Source organism: Thermoactinospora rubra (assembly GCF_002093975.1).
Classification (GTDB): domain Bacteria; phylum Actinomycetota; class Actinomycetes; order Streptosporangiales; family Streptosporangiaceae; genus Nonomuraea; species Nonomuraea rubra_A.
Genome location: NZ_MSZZ01000062.1, coordinates 1 through 12,671 on the forward strand (window position 1 = coordinate 1; position 12,671 = coordinate 12,671).

Sequence of the window (12,671 nt, forward strand, 5' to 3'; positions counted from 1 at the left end):
GGCCCATCCCCACCAGGACTTAAGCCTTTGTCAGCAGGCTCTGAGGGAACGCCCGCACCGGGGTGTGGGATGGCGCGTAGGCGCACCCCACTCAACAGGGCCATGCCGTGAGTCTGAGGCTTCTCGTTGGTTGTGGTTGATTCGCGTTGTCAGCACGTGTGCCGACGTCGTCCTGACCCCGACCGAGGCCATCTGGCGCTGAGCTGGTTGACAGCTTGAGACATGAGACGGAACATCGCGGCTATGGCTGAGAAACATCAAGCAACTTCCCCAGAAATCAAGCACATGCGGCTGCGGTTCGTAGGCAGCACGTCGAACCAAGGCGGATGTCCCACCATCTACGAAACAGACCGGGGAACCCTGGTCATCCAGGGCATGCAGGTGACCGATCCCGCGACGCTGGCCGATGCCCGAGACATCCTCGACGGCGAGGCGTTCGTGGAGGTTCCCAAGGAATTGTTCAAGTTCCTAGGGTGATCGGCATGCCTCTAGTCACCGGAGACGAGTTCGACGCCTTGTTCTCCTCCTTCACCGCTTCGGCCTTCCGCCTGGAGACACGCGAGCGGTACCACCTGGCCAAGGACGAAGAAGAGCCGCTTCGCCGGTTCCTTGCAGGGGAGCCCGACGACCTGGCCTGGATGCAGGGATGGTTTGACCTGATGCGCGCGCATGCCAAGCATGGCCGCACGGTGCGTCGCGTCAGAGTGGTGTCGTACCCGTTCTCCGACTACACCCGGTTCAGCATGCACGTGGCCCGCCACAGCATCCGCGCCGGAGACCTGATCCACTACCTGGACCGTCGTGAGGCCGAACGGCTGGGCCTGCCTCAGACGGACTGGTGGCTGTTCGACGACGAACGGCTGGCCTTGCTGCATCTGGACGATGACGACGTCCTGCACGGGGCGGAGATCATCACCGACCCCGCCGTGGTCGGCCGGCATCGGGTGTGGCGCGACATCGCCTGGGAACACTCGACTCCGCTTGAGGAGTTCGTGAAGCTCCGTGCGTGACATCGCCCGCGCCCGTCAGCAGATGGGAGCAAGACTCAAGGAACTCAGGCTCGCAGCCGGGATGACTGGGCGGCAGCTGGCCGCGCGGTACTCCTGGCAGCCGTCCAAGGTCAGCAAGCTGGAGAACGGCCGCCAAACGCCCTCGGAAGCCGACATCCACGCCTGGTGTGCAGCCGTGGGCAAGCCGGAGGAAGCCGCCGATCTCGTCGCGGCGCTCCGCGCGATGGAAACCCTGTACGCCGAATGGCGGCGGCAACTCCGGCTCGGCACCAGGACACGGCAGCAAAGCTGGGCGGAGCTGGAAGCGGAGACCTCTCACCTTCGCGTGTTCGAGTCCGTGCTCATCCCCGGCCTTCTTCAGACCAGTGAGTACGCACGGCTGCGCCTGTCCCAGGTGATCGCCTTCCACCGGATACCCGATGACCTGGAGGAGGGGGTGGCGATGCGGATGCGGCGTCAGGAGGTGCTGTACAACCCGGCCAAGTCCTTCCACTTCGTGCTTCTGGAGAGCGCCCTCCGGCTGGGCATGGCCCCCGTCGATGTGATGCTCGGCCAGTTGGATCGCTTGATTGGACTGTCGATGATGCCGCGTATCCGACTGGGCGTCATCGCCATGAACACGCCCTTGCCGTTCGCTCCCCAGCATGGCTTCTGGATCTTCGACGATCGGGCGGTTCACGTCGAAACCGTCGCCGCAGAGCTGACACTGACCCTTCCGGAGGAAATCGAGCAATACGCACGCCTGTTCACCTGGTTTGCCAAGGCCGCGCAGTACGGGTCGCAAGCACGACAGATCATTACGGGCGTGATGGAAGATCTCACTGCCTAGGTTGCCTGGCGTTTCGTTTCTCCAGTGCGGGAGCCCACTAGTTGGAGAAATTGCGAGCAACTTGCTTGTCCCTATCCTAGGTGCTTCGTACCGTCGACGCATGGCTACCGGACAGACGGCATCACAGCAGGTAGACAGCGACGAGCCCCTCTCCGACCGCGTGGCCGACCAGGTCGAGGCGGCATTAGACGTGGTGCGAGAGCTGCTGAGATCTCGCGGGTTCCTGACGTGTCGGGTGTCGCGGATTGGCCTGTGTCTCGACGGCCGGCGCGGTGGTTTCGGCGTCGTCCGGCGTAAGGCTCCCGAGCTTGTCGTGTACGCGCCTCGGGGGCCGAAGGTGGCCGAGGTGACGGTCGGAGCCCAATCGGGCGCCTATCTGGTGTCGGTGGCGGGCAACGCTGCGGGCGCCCACCCGGTGCCCGCCGACCAGCCCGACCTGGTCGTGAAGCTGCTGTCTCATCTGTCGATGGCAGACGGGCGATGACACCGGCCGAGCTTCAGGACCGGTACGGGCGGGTCTGGGAGTTCTTCCCGCGCATGGCCATCGGGGTGGCCGCCGTGCGACGGCAGCGGTCCCTGACGGATGAGGAGTATCGGCGAGGGATGCTCCTGGTGCTGGTGGCCGGTGATCTGGCTGGTCTGGTTCCGCAGTTGGAGCGGCAGGCGCGCCTGTGAGCGCTCGGCCGCTCCCCAGGCGCACGGCCGGCGGTTGGCAGACCAGCCCGGCCGTCGGCCGTGCCATCACTTCGGGCCACCCGGCCCGAGCGGAAAGGAGGGCACACCCAGATGGACCTGTACGCCAGGGACCTCGGCCCGCCGGCCTTCCGTCGCCTGTGCGGCGGCAACCAGCAGGAAGAGGAGGGAGAGTCCTGTGTGGAGATCGCGCCGGTTCCCGGTGCGATCGACGCCTTCGCCCTGCGGGACTCGAAGAACCCCGATGCCGGGACGCTCCGGTTCACCGGTGCCGAGCTGCGCGCCGCCGGAGGGAGGACCATCTAGAAGCGCCGTCCCCTCCTCGACGGTAGGGACTGTATGGGGGCATGATGCACTGGCACGCCTACACCTGGACCGGCCACGGCGCCGAGCTCAAGCGCGAGGCCGAACGCCGCCCGGACTCACCGGACTTCGCCACCTCGCCGCTGCCGCCCATGCGGACGGGCGACTGGCTGGCCAAACCGCCCGCGAGAATCGTGGAGACCTTCGACGACGCAGACAAGGCGGTGGAATGGATGGCCGGGGAGTATGAGCCTGTCCGTCCGGGAAGCGACACGGTCCCGCTGGAACATCGCCGGACTGTGGCTGCCGATCTGCTGCCGCGCGGGGTGGACGTGCAGTGGGGCGAATGGCTCCATGGTGGCCGCTTCATCACCCTCGGCATGATCTGCTGCCCAAACCGGCACGTGAACCATCCCTGTCCCATGGCCAGGTAGTGCGACCAACGGGAGGCGGCCATGGATGAACGTCTTCCGAAGCGGGTTCGCGTCCGGGGAGCGCGAGGGGACGGCAGTCCCCTCGCACCGGGGGCGTGGGGGTGGGCCGCAGGCCCCCCACTGAGCACAGCCCCGAGCCCGCCAGGCGCAGGCCCACGCCCTTGGCCCTTCGGCAAGCAGCCGCCCTCACATGTTGATCATGTGCCCGGCCAGGCCGTGGATCGCCTCCTTGACCGCCTCGCCGAGCGTGGGGTGGGCGTGGATGTTCCTGCCCACCTCGTGCACGGTCAGGTCCCACTGCTGGGCCAGGGTCAGCTCGGGCAGCAGCTCGGTGACCTCCGGGCCGATCAGGTGGGCGCCGAGGATCTCGCCGTACTTCTCGTCTGCGATGATCTTGACGAAGCCGTTCGCGTCGCCCAGGCCGTGGGCCTTGCCGTTCGCCGTGAACGGGAACTTCTGCACCTTGACGTCGTACCCCAGCTCCCGCGCCTGCGCCTCGGTGTAGCCGAAGCTGGCGATCTGCGGCTGGCAGTACGTCGCACGCGGCACCATGACGAAGTCGATCTCCATGGTCTCGTGGTCCGCGATCGTCTCGGCGGCCACGATGCCCATCGCCTCGGCGGCGTGCGCGAGCATGAGCTTGGCCGTCACGTCGCCGATGGCGAAGATGTGCGGCACGTTCGTCCGGCCGCGGCCGTCGACGGCGATCGCGCCGCGGTCGGTCAGCTGCACGCCGGTCTTGTCCAGGCCGTAGCCCTCCACGCGCGGCTGGAAGCCGATCGCCTGGAGCACCTTGTCGGCCTCCAGCACCTGCTGCTGGCCGTTCTTGGACACGGTGACGCGGACCGAGGAGCCGGTGTCCTCGATGTTCTCGACCTTGGTCGAGGTGTGGATCTCGATGCCCATCCGCTTGTAGCGCTTGGCGAGCTCGGCGGAGACCTCCTCGTCCTCCAGCGGCACCACGCGGTCGAGGAACTCCACGAGCGTCACCTTGACGCCGTAGTTGTGCAGCACGTAGGCGAACTCCACGCCGATCGCGCCCGCGCCCGCGATGATGATGCTGCCCGGGAGCTGATCGGTCATGATCTGCTCCTCGTAGGTCACCACCCGCTCCGACAGCTGCGTGCCGGGGATCAGCCGGGTGGTGGTGCCGGCCGCGATGATGCAGTGGTCGAAGGTGATCTGCTCGCCGTTCACCTGGATGGTGTTGGCGTCGAGGAACGTGCCGCGGCCGTTGTACTCGGTGATGCCGTTCTTCTTCATCAGGTAGTGCACGCCCTTGACGCGGCCCTCGGCGACCTTGCGGCTGCGCTGGAAGGCGGCGCCGTAGTCGAAGGTCACCTCGCCGTTGATGCCGAAGGTCTTGGCCTCCTGCGTGAAGATGTGCGCCAGCTCCGCGTTGCGCAGCAGCGCCTTGGAGGGAATGCAGCCCACGTTGAGGCAGACGCCGCCCCAGTACTTCTCCTCGACCACGGCGGTCTCGAGACCGAGCTGGGCGGCGCGGACCGCGGCAGTGTAACCCCCCGGCCCGGCGCCGAGGACGACTACGTCATAGTGGTTGCTCATACCCCGGACATTAGCCGGGTCAGACCTCCACCCTGTACGGCAGGGCCAACTCGTCGGCGGGGACACCCCGAATGCCCCAGTTCACCTTGGGCGACTCCACGATGATGATCTCCACCTCGTCGAACCTCGCGGAGATCGCGCGGTGCAGCCGCCGCTTGGCCTCCTCGCTCCTGCCGGCGAAGCACAGGATCTCGACGATCAGGTAGCTCTCGCCGCGCTGCGGGCAGAGGAAGTCCTCGGCGTCCATGAGGAAGAACCGGTGGAAGCGCTTGTCCTCCGGCAGCCCCCACTCCTGGACCAGGCATTCGTGGACGGCGTCGGACGCCTCCCGGCGGCGCTCCGCCCACACGTCCCGGCGTCCATACAGCTTCACATGGGCCATCCCGGCACTATAGGGGCACAGTCCGGCCGCACCCGGCGCGGCCCCGCGCGATCATCGCCTGCGCGGCCGGGTTGGTAGCCTGAGCCCTGATGTACCGACTCCTGTTCTCGCTGGTCCTGTGCCGCTTCGACGCCGAGGCCGTGCACCACGCGACCGTCCGGCTGCTGGCCGTGCTCTCGCGGCTGCCCGTCGTCCGCAAGGCGATGCACCGGGTCCTGGCCCCGCACGACCCCGCGCTGCGCGTGTCGGCCTTCGGCGTCCACTTCCCCTCGCCCTTCGGGCTGGCGGCGGGGTTCGACAAGGACGCGGCCTGCGTGGAGGCGCTGTCGGCGCTGGGGTTCGGGCACGTGGAGGTGGGCACGATCACGGCCCACGCGCAGCCGGGCAACCCCCGGCCGCGGCTGTTCCGGCTGGTGCGGGAGCGGGCGATCGTCAACCGGATGGGGTTCAACAACTCCGGCGCCCACGCCGCGGCCCGGCGGCTGCGCCGTACCAGGGGAGTGCCGGTGGTCGTCGGGGTGAACATCGGCAAGACCAAGGTGGTGCCGGAGTCGGGGGCGATCGACGACTACGTCACCAGCGCCAAGGAGCTGGCGCCGCTGGCGGACTACCTGGTCGTGAACGTCAGCTCGCCCAACACGCCGGGCCTGCGCGACCTGCAGGCCGTGGAGCGGCTGCGGCCGCTGCTGGCCGCGGTGAAGGAGGTCACCGACGCCACGCCGCGGCGGACGCCGCTGCTGGTGAAGATCGCCCCGGACCTGGCGGACGAGGACGTCGACGCCGTCGCGGACCTGGCGCTCGAGATGGGGCTGGACGGCATCATCGCGACGAACACCACGATCAGGCACTCGGGGGAGAGCGGGGGGCTGTCGGGCCGGCCGCTGAAGAAGCGGTCGCTGGAGGTGCTGCGCCGCCTGCGCGCCCGGGTCGGCGACCGGCTGGCCCTGGTGTCGGTCGGGGGAGTCGAGGACGTCGACGACGTGTGGCAGCGGCTGCTCGCGGGGGCGACCCTGGTGCAGGGCTACACGGGGATGATCTACGGCGGGCCGCTTTGGGCCTACCGCATCCACCGGGCCCTGTCCCGCCGCCTCCTGCGCCACGGGGCTTCGTCGGTGCGCGACATCATCGGCCGCACCGCCGCCTGAGCGCCCCAAGCCGCCCCCCGCGAGTCACACGCTCGGCCGGGTCGACTCCGCCGAAAGCGTCCGCTCCTCCCACCGCGCCGTCGCCTCGGCCACCGGCACCGTGCTGGGCCGGTGGGGACGGCGGCGCTGCCACGGCCGGGGCCCGGCCAGCGGGCGGTACTCCACCCCCAGCGCGTCCAGCCGCTCCAGGTGAGCCGTCAGGCGGGAGGCGAAGTCCTCACCCCCGGACCCCGCCCAGCCCACCTCCGCCAGCGCGCACGCCCGGGGCCAGGCCCGGTAGTCCAGCAGCCGCCCGTCGCCGATCCGCTCGCTCCACAGCTGCGCCTGCACCCCCAGGACGCGGGCGGCCTCCTCCGCGCTCCACGACTCCGGCGCCGGGGCGAAGGCGGCGACGTCGGCCACCGTGATCGCGTCCCCGATCGCCCGCGGCTCCTCCGGCGACCCGGCCTCCGCGTAGTCGAAGTACAGCGGGAACACCGGGCAGGCGATGACGTCGTGCCCGGCCGCGGCGGCCCGCCGCCCGACGCCCATGCCGCGCCACGGCATCACGATCGTGTCGGCACGCAGCTCCCCGCTGACGAACGCCTCGTCCCACACCACCGCCCGCGACCCGCGCTCGGCCAGCACGTCGGCCAGCCGCCGCAGGAACCAGGCGTGCAGTTCCGCGACCGACGCCAGCCCCAGCGACTTCTGGTAGGCCACGATCTGCGCCGACTCCGCCCAGTGGTCGAGCACGACCTCGTCGCCGCCGATGTGGAAGTACGGCGTGGGCCCCAGCGCCGCCAGGATCTCGTCGAAGATCGCGGTCAGGAACTCCACCGTCCGCGGCAGCGGCGACAGGATGGCCGAGGAGATGCCCCACTTGTCCAGGACCTGGTACGGCTCGCCCGTGGGCCCGAACTCGGGGTAGGCCGCCAGGATGGCCGTCGCGTGCCCGGGGACGTCGATCTCCGGCACGATCACGACCTCCCGCGACCGCGCGTACGCCGCGATCTCCCTCAGGTCCTCCAGCGTGTAGTAGCCGCCGTGCGGCACCTCCTCGTACTCCTCCGGCTCGCCCCAGGCGTGCACCGCCGTGCGCGGCCGGTGGGAGCCGACCTCGTGCAGCCGCGGGTAGGCCCTGCTCTCCACCCGCCAGCCCTGGTCGTCCACCAGGTGCAGGTGCAGCCGGTTGAGCTTGTGCACAGCCATGAGGTCCACCAGCCGCAGCACCTCCCGCTTGGGGAAGAAGTGCCGTGCCACGTCGAGGTGGAGCCCGCGCCAGCCGTACGCGGGAGAGTCCTCCACCCGCACGCCCGGCACAGGCCAGGACCCGCCCTCGCAGAACCGGTAGGCGGCGGCGGGCAGCAGCTGGTGCAGCGTCTGGGCGGCGTAGAAGGCGCCGGCGCGGCCCCCTGCGACGATCTCCACGCCGCGCGAGCCGGTTGTCAGCCGGTACGCCTCCGGGCCCAGCGCGGGGTCCTCACGCACGTCGATCTCACCGGAGTCGCCCGGCCGCAGGTCGAGGAAGACGAGCGCGCGCCGTACGGCGTCGGCCAGAACGGCGGGGCCGGACACGGTCGCGCCGGCGGGCAGCTCGAAGGAGCCGGAGAGCGGGCTGAGGAGATCGGGGCGGGGAAGCAGCGAAGTCATGCCCCGATCATGTCATTTGAGGTAGTTCTCCAGCCCGGTGGCCAGCGCCTGCGCGATCCGCTGGCGGAACTCGGGGTCGCGGAACTTGGCCGCTTCCTGAGCGTTGCGCATGTTGCCGCACTCGATGAAGACCTTCGGCACGGACGACAGGTTCAGCCCGCCCAGGTCGTCGCGGAAGTCGAGCGCTTTGGAGCCGATGTAGGTGGAGTACGGCAGGCCGGTGATCTTCCGGTAGGCGTCGCGGATCGCGATGCCGAGCTCGCGCGAGTCGTCCACGACCGGGTCGACGGGGCCGCCGATCTTCTTGGGCATGATGACGTGGAAGCCGTGGTTGGCGGGCGCGGACCCGTCGGCGTGCACGGAGATCGCCGCGTCGGCCCCGGCCTTGTTGCCGATGGCGGCCCTCTCGGTGATGCACGGCCCCCAGCTGTTGTCGTTGTTCCTGGTGAGCTTCACCGTGGCGCCCTGCTCGCGCAGGATCTTCGCCAGGCGGTTGGAGACGTCCCAGGCGAAGGTGGCCTCCTTGTAGCCGGTGGCGTCGGCCGTGCCGGTCGTCTCGCACGCCTTCCACTTGGTCAGCACGTTGACCTTGCGGTTGATCTGCTTGGGGTAGCGGTAGTTGCCGCCGTTGTGGCCCGGGTCGACGACGACGACCTTGCCCTGCAGCGGCTTGACGGCGGGCTTGGCCGCCGGCTTGGCGGCCGGCGGAGCGGGCAGCTCGGCGCGTGCCGCGGTGCCGCCGGCCGTGCCCGCGCAGGCGGAGGCGGCCAGGGCGAGGATGGCGGCGACGGAGGCTGGTAGTGCACGCATGGGCTCCAACTTACGTCACCGCCGGGACTGGTCAGACGTGTTCGCCCATTTCCTGGCGGTGCAGGAGGGCGGCCAGCTCGCGTGCCTCGTCGGCGTCCAGGCCCAGGACCACGCGCGGCCGTCCCCAGGGGTGGTCGAGGGAGTGGGCCACATAGCTGGCCACCGAGCTCGCCGCCGAGCCGGCCGCCGGGTCGGCGCCGGCCTCGGCGTCGCGGTCCATGCCCGCTCGCCATTGCGCCCACGCGCGCTCGAGCTCCGCGGCGGCGCGCTGGGCGCAGGACACCAGTTCCGGATCACGCATGACTGTCCCCCCGGATCAGACTCCATGACGCTTCGGAGTTATCACGGGGCGCGGCAGGCGCTCGGAGGGGTTGACCCAGCCTTGGCGGGACCTTGGCCGGGCCGCGTGCACGTCGGCTCGTCCCTGTCAGCTCGTGAGGGCCTCCGGTCCCGTGCTGCGCCGTACGACGAGCTGCGGCGTGACCTGGCGGACCCGGGCGGCCTTGGCCGGGTCGGAGATGCGGTCGCTCAGCAGGGCGGCGGCCGACCGTCCCATGGTGCGCCGCGGCTGGTCCACCGTGGTGAGCGAGATCTGGTGGGCCGCCGACAGCTGGGTGTTGTCGTAGCCGACGACCGACAGGTCCTCCGGCACCCGCAGGCCGAGCTCGCCGGCCGCCGACAGCACGCCGAGGGCGACCATGTCGTTGGAGGCGAAGACAGCGGTGGGACGCGGCTCGCGGGTGAGCAGCGACATGGCGGCGCGCCTGCCGCCCTCCTCGGAGCAGTCGCCGTGCTCGACCATGATGTACGGCGCGAGCCCCTGGCGGCGCATGGCCATCAGGTAGCCCTCGCAGCGGCTGGAGCGGCTGCCCTCGATGTGGGCGATGCGCTTGTGGCCGAGCTCCACGAGATGGTCGACGGCCAGGCGGGCGCCGAGCTGGTCGTCGTCGACCACGATGTCGACGTTCGGCAGGTCGACGTCGCGCTCGCCCACGACCACGGTCGGGGTGTAGGAGGTGGCCTCGATGAGGGTCTCGCTGGTGGGGGCGATGCCCAGCAGTACCAGCCCGTCGACCCGCAGCTCCAGGAAGGCCTCGACGGCCTCGTCCTCGAAGGCGGGATCCCACTGGCTGTTGCCGATGAGCATGCGCAGTCCGTCGCCGTGCAGGCTCTCCTGCAGGCCGTCCAGGAACTCGGCGTAGAAGGGGTTGTGCAGGTCGGCGACGAGCGCGCCGACCAGGTGGGTCCGGCCCTCGACGAGGCTGCGGGCGACCGCGTTGGGGCGGTAGCCGAGCTCCCGCGCCGCCTGGAGCACGGCCTGCCGCCTGTGCTCGCTCACGTGCGGGGATCCGCGCAGCACCAGCGAGACCAGCGATTTGGAGACGCCGGCGCGTTCTGCGACGTTGCGGATGGTGGGCCGGGTGATGGTTGAGTTGACGGGCGGTCCTGACATGTGTCTCCCCCGCGATGCGTGGATGGGCACCTGTCTCACCAAACGATCGAGTTCGCCGCAGGGTACGGCCGACTTCACAGGAAGGTTTCAGAGAAAGGATCGCGACGGGGCCGGGCCGCGGAGCGTCGGTCCCCGGGCGCGCGGTCGGATACTGTGCAGGTGTGACACCCGGCAAGACCGCCCGCCCTGCTCGGCGCAGGCTCAGCGTCGACCGCCGTCGCGAGGAGCTCATGGCGGCCGCCCTGGAGCTGTTCAGCAAGCACGACGCCGAAGAGGTCTCCATCGACGACGTGGCCTCGGCCGCCGGCGCGTCCCGCGCGCTGGTCTACCACTACTTCGGCGGCAAGCAGGAGCTCTACGTCGCGGCCTTGCGCAGCGCGGCCGAGCAGCTGGAGGCGCGCCTGCGGCCGCACGGGGACGGCCGCCCGCTCGACGAGCTGGCCTCCGGCCTGAGCCGCTACTTCGACTTCGTCGAGGAGCACGCCGCCGGCTTCGCGGCGCTGCTGCGCGGCGGCCCGGCCAACCGCGCGGGCGAGGTCGGCGAGATCGTCGACGGCGTACGGCAGCGCCTGTTCCGAATGATCATGGCGCAGATGCGCGTGGAGGAGCCGAGCCCGGTGCTGCGCGCCACCCTGCGGTCCTGGATCGCCTCGGTCGAGACGGCGGGCCTGGACTGGCTGGAGCACCGCGACATCGAGCGTCCCACGCTGGAGCGCATGCTCGTCGACCAGATGGTCGCCTTGCTGGGCGTGGCGGCGCGGCACGACGAGAAGGTCGGGCGGTTGCTCGACACCCTCGTGCACGAGCAGCTCTCGCCGGAGCCGTAGGGGCCGGTGGAAGGATGGCGCCGGGCGGGCGGCGCCATTCCCCCGCTCCCTTGAAGCGTGACGTCGTCCCGGCGGACGAGTTCACGAGCGTTTAACGTCTCCCCGTGACCGGGGCGACGCCGGGGCAGCCCCCGGATGACTCCTGTCCCCCGGCCCGACTACTCCGAGCGCTGCTGCGGAATGCCCGCCAGCAGCGCGCGGACCTCGGTCTCCCGGTAACGCCGGTGACCTCCGAGGGTGCGGATCGACGTCAACTTGCCTGCCTTCGCCCACCGAGTGACGGTCTTGGGGTCGACCCTGAACATGGTCGCGACCTCGGCGGGCGTGAGCAGCGGCTCGGCCTCGGGTGTACGAGCTGACATTTGTGCGGCCTCTCCTCCGTGTGGACGGCTCTACCGGTCCCTTTTCGCCTGTCTCGGATGTCCCCTACGGCCCAGCGCGTGCGGCTTTCCTGAGCCATATGCGGCATCACCCGAAGTGACCATACCGCCACGCAGAGCGATTGGCGAGCCCTTTTGACCCATCTATCCGCCCCCATGGCGATGTCACGCTCGGTGATTCTAGCGACACGTTTCGTGGTATCGCAGTGAAAACGGCAAACTACTCAGTTCGCAGAACGGCGCCGCCCTGCCGCGTCACCTACTTATGCAGGTCAGAGTGTCGCGAGCGGGCTCAGTTGGCAGATTCCAGAAGTTGCATTGACTTCCAGCGAAGAGTCACCCGCTGGTACATGGCGAAGGCGAGCTCCTCCTGACCGGTGTCCAGACCCGTCAGCGCGGCCGCCACCTCGGCGACGGAGTGGTCCGCCTTGAGCGCCTCGTCGTCCATCAGGTGAACCAGGCCACCGTAGTCGAGCTCGACCAGCGAGTGCGGATGGAACTCCTCCAGCCACCTGGCCACGTCCTCCACCTCCATGCTGGTGGCGACCTCGCCGACGTGCCTGCGCAGCACCTGGAGGGCGCGGGCCGTACGCCTGCGGGCCTGGGCCATCGAGGTGACGTAGATGAGGTTGCGCCCCGTCGTGGTCGTCACGTCCTTGCCGGCCGTGCCCAGCACCAGCCAGCGCTCGGTGCCGTCGAACGGCACGAACCACGACAGCGGAACGTGCCACGTGCTGGTGCGGATGTGGGTGCGCAACCCCGCCGAGCCCTTGGCGCGCTTGTAGCGGTCGAAGTCGTCGGCCGTCTGGTCGGCGATCGCCTTGGGGTAGAACTTGTCCATCAGCTTCACGGGCGTGTTCCCCCGCAGCCGTGAGAAGGCCAGCCACGACCGCAGGCGGGTCTGCCAGGGGCAGACGTACAGGCGGTCCTCCACGCGCCTCAGATAGGCGTTGCGGCTCTCCTGGCCGGGCGCCGGGTGGGGCGGCCGGCCGAGCAGGCGCATCAACGACTCGCCGTGCTCGGCCTCCAGCGCGGTGGCCCGGCGCGGGCGGTCCGTCGAGGCGGCGTACTCGGCCCAGGCCTTCTGCTCGGAGGCGCCGAACGCGGTCAGGGGTTCGTACACGCGGAGATACGCGGCAAAGGGCAGCACGGAGGCATCGTGTCATGAAGTCTCCTACGCTTGAAGGGATCTCCGCCGCGAAGGGGC

The 12,671-nt window shown here is 69.8% G+C and carries 17 protein-coding genes; 9 read left to right on the forward strand and 8 right to left on the reverse strand.

Annotation, left to right across the window (positions count from 1 at the left end; translation table 11 throughout):
• Positions 1-243: 243 nt before the first annotated feature.
• From BSB02_RS34135 to BSB02_RS34165, 7 genes are all read left to right on the forward strand, one after another.
• Positions 244-477, forward strand: a complete 234-nt coding sequence (locus tag BSB02_RS34135) for a hypothetical protein (protein ID WP_240506914.1) — start codon at positions 244-246, stop codon at positions 475-477.
• Between the two features lie 5 nt (positions 478-482).
• Positions 483-1,010 (forward strand): DUF6879 family protein, encoded by a 528-nt coding sequence (locus tag BSB02_RS34140; protein WP_338064369.1) that lies wholly within the window; start codon positions 483-485, stop codon positions 1,008-1,010.
• The gene (locus BSB02_RS34145) at positions 1,003-1,839 is read left to right on the forward strand and encodes a helix-turn-helix domain-containing protein (protein ID WP_206185035.1); all 837 of its coding nucleotides are present in this window, start codon (positions 1,003-1,005) and stop codon (positions 1,837-1,839) included. The genes BSB02_RS34140 and BSB02_RS34145 overlap by 8 nt, the downstream gene beginning before the upstream one ends.
• A gap of 100 nt (positions 1,840-1,939) precedes the next feature.
• Entirely contained in the window at positions 1,940-2,323 is a 384-nt protein-coding gene (locus BSB02_RS34150) for a hypothetical protein (protein WP_084965130.1), read from the forward strand.
• Positions 2,320-2,514 (forward strand): hypothetical protein, encoded by a 195-nt coding sequence (locus tag BSB02_RS34155; protein ID WP_084965131.1) that lies wholly within the window; start codon positions 2,320-2,322, stop codon positions 2,512-2,514. The genes BSB02_RS34150 and BSB02_RS34155 overlap by 4 nt, the downstream gene beginning before the upstream one ends.
• 111 nt (positions 2,515-2,625) lie before the next feature.
• A complete protein-coding gene (locus tag BSB02_RS34160; RefSeq protein WP_084965132.1) occupies positions 2,626-2,838 on the forward strand; it encodes a DUF397 domain-containing protein in 213 nt (70 codons plus the stop codon).
• A gap of 41 nt (positions 2,839-2,879) precedes the next feature.
• A complete protein-coding gene (locus BSB02_RS34165; RefSeq protein WP_084965133.1) occupies positions 2,880-3,269 on the forward strand; it encodes a hypothetical protein in 390 nt (129 codons plus the stop codon).
• A 186-nt stretch (positions 3,270-3,455) separates the two neighbouring features.
• Here the strand turns inward: BSB02_RS34165 and lpdA are convergent, their stop codons facing one another.
• Together lpdA and BSB02_RS34175 are read right to left on the reverse strand one after the other, a co-directional pair.
• On the reverse strand, positions 3,456-4,835 hold the full coding sequence (lpdA, locus tag BSB02_RS34170) for a dihydrolipoyl dehydrogenase (protein ID WP_084965134.1): 1,380 nt from the start codon (positions 4,833-4,835) through the stop codon (positions 3,456-3,458).
• A 19-nt stretch (positions 4,836-4,854) separates the two neighbouring features.
• On the reverse strand, positions 4,855-5,217 hold the full coding sequence (locus BSB02_RS34175; RefSeq protein WP_084965135.1) for a tautomerase family protein: 363 nt from the start codon (positions 5,215-5,217) through the stop codon (positions 4,855-4,857).
• Positions 5,218-5,306: 89 nt separating this feature from the next.
• Between BSB02_RS34175 and BSB02_RS34180 the strand changes: the two genes are divergently transcribed.
• Positions 5,307-6,362: a quinone-dependent dihydroorotate dehydrogenase gene (locus BSB02_RS34180; protein WP_084965136.1), complete on the forward strand. Its 1,056-nt coding sequence runs from the start codon at positions 5,307-5,309 to the stop codon at positions 6,360-6,362.
• Between the two features lie 24 nt (positions 6,363-6,386).
• Here BSB02_RS34180 and BSB02_RS34185 read toward each other — a convergent pair whose 3' ends face one another.
• The 4 genes from BSB02_RS34185 to BSB02_RS34200 all read right to left on the reverse strand — a co-directional run bounded on the left by BSB02_RS34185 (position 6,387) and on the right by BSB02_RS34200 (position 10,257).
• A complete protein-coding gene (locus BSB02_RS34185; RefSeq protein ID WP_084965137.1) occupies positions 6,387-7,994 on the reverse strand; it encodes a beta-N-acetylhexosaminidase in 1,608 nt (535 codons plus the stop codon).
• Positions 7,995-8,006: 12 nt separating this feature from the next.
• Complete coding sequence (locus BSB02_RS34190) at positions 8,007-8,804, reverse strand: N-acetylmuramoyl-L-alanine amidase (RefSeq protein WP_084965138.1); 798 nt, start codon at positions 8,802-8,804, stop codon at positions 8,007-8,009.
• A 31-nt stretch (positions 8,805-8,835) separates the two neighbouring features.
• Positions 8,836-9,105, reverse strand: a complete 270-nt coding sequence (locus BSB02_RS34195; RefSeq protein WP_084965139.1) for a hypothetical protein — start codon at positions 9,103-9,105, stop codon at positions 8,836-8,838.
• A gap of 126 nt (positions 9,106-9,231) precedes the next feature.
• The gene (locus tag BSB02_RS34200; protein WP_084965140.1) at positions 9,232-10,257 is read right to left on the reverse strand and encodes a LacI family DNA-binding transcriptional regulator; all 1,026 of its coding nucleotides are present in this window, start codon (positions 10,255-10,257) and stop codon (positions 9,232-9,234) included.
• 161 nt (positions 10,258-10,418) lie between these two features.
• On the opposite strand from BSB02_RS34200, the gene BSB02_RS34205 reads away from it, so the two are divergent.
• The gene (locus BSB02_RS34205) at positions 10,419-11,084 is read left to right on the forward strand and encodes a TetR/AcrR family transcriptional regulator (protein ID WP_240506915.1); all 666 of its coding nucleotides are present in this window, start codon (positions 10,419-10,421) and stop codon (positions 11,082-11,084) included.
• A gap of 158 nt (positions 11,085-11,242) precedes the next feature.
• Here the strand turns inward: BSB02_RS34205 and bldC are convergent, their stop codons facing one another.
• Complete coding sequence (gene bldC, locus BSB02_RS34210) at positions 11,243-11,446, reverse strand: developmental transcriptional regulator BldC (protein ID WP_013133571.1); 204 nt, start codon at positions 11,444-11,446, stop codon at positions 11,243-11,245.
• Positions 11,447-11,756: 310 nt separating this feature from the next.
• The gene (locus BSB02_RS34215; RefSeq protein ID WP_084965142.1) at positions 11,757-12,614 is read right to left on the reverse strand and encodes a DUF8083 family protein; all 858 of its coding nucleotides are present in this window, start codon (positions 12,612-12,614) and stop codon (positions 11,757-11,759) included.
• Between the last annotated feature and the right edge of the window lie 57 nt (positions 12,615-12,671).

What these genes read in the sequence shown, in the direction of transcription:
- BSB02_RS34135 (WP_240506914.1), top strand. Translation starts at nt 244, where the DNA reads ATGGCTGAGAAACATCAAGCAACTTCCCCAGAAATCAAGCACATGCGG.
- BSB02_RS34180 (WP_084965136.1), top strand. Translation starts at nt 5,307, where the DNA reads ATGTACCGACTCCTGTTCTCGCTGGTCCTGTGCCGCTTCGACGCCGAG.
- BSB02_RS34195 (WP_084965139.1), bottom strand. Translation starts at nt 9,105, where the DNA reads ATGCGTGATCCGGAACTGGTGTCCTGCGCCCAGCGCGCCGCCGCGGAG.
- BSB02_RS34155 (WP_084965131.1), top strand. Translation starts at nt 2,320, where the DNA reads ATGACACCGGCCGAGCTTCAGGACCGGTACGGGCGGGTCTGGGAGTTC.
- BSB02_RS34190 (WP_084965138.1), bottom strand. Translation starts at nt 8,804, where the DNA reads ATGCGTGCACTACCAGCCTCCGTCGCCGCCATCCTCGCCCTGGCCGCC.
- BSB02_RS34140 (WP_338064369.1), top strand. Translation starts at nt 483, where the DNA reads ATGCCTCTAGTCACCGGAGACGAGTTCGACGCCTTGTTCTCCTCCTTC.
- BSB02_RS34200 (WP_084965140.1), bottom strand. Translation starts at nt 10,257, where the DNA reads ATGTCAGGACCGCCCGTCAACTCAACCATCACCCGGCCCACCATCCGC.
- lpdA (WP_084965134.1), bottom strand. Translation starts at nt 4,835, where the DNA reads ATGAGCAACCACTATGACGTAGTCGTCCTCGGCGCCGGGCCGGGGGGT.
- BSB02_RS34160 (WP_084965132.1), top strand. Translation starts at nt 2,626, where the DNA reads ATGGACCTGTACGCCAGGGACCTCGGCCCGCCGGCCTTCCGTCGCCTG.
- BSB02_RS34185 (WP_084965137.1), bottom strand. Translation starts at nt 7,994, where the DNA reads ATGACTTCGCTGCTTCCCCGCCCCGATCTCCTCAGCCCGCTCTCCGGC.
- bldC (WP_013133571.1), bottom strand. Translation starts at nt 11,446, where the DNA reads ATGTCAGCTCGTACACCCGAGGCCGAGCCGCTGCTCACGCCCGCCGAG.
- BSB02_RS34150 (WP_084965130.1), top strand. Translation starts at nt 1,940, where the DNA reads ATGGCTACCGGACAGACGGCATCACAGCAGGTAGACAGCGACGAGCCC.
- BSB02_RS34175 (WP_084965135.1), bottom strand. Translation starts at nt 5,217, where the DNA reads ATGGCCCATGTGAAGCTGTATGGACGCCGGGACGTGTGGGCGGAGCGC.
- BSB02_RS34165 (WP_084965133.1), top strand. Translation starts at nt 2,880, where the DNA reads ATGATGCACTGGCACGCCTACACCTGGACCGGCCACGGCGCCGAGCTC.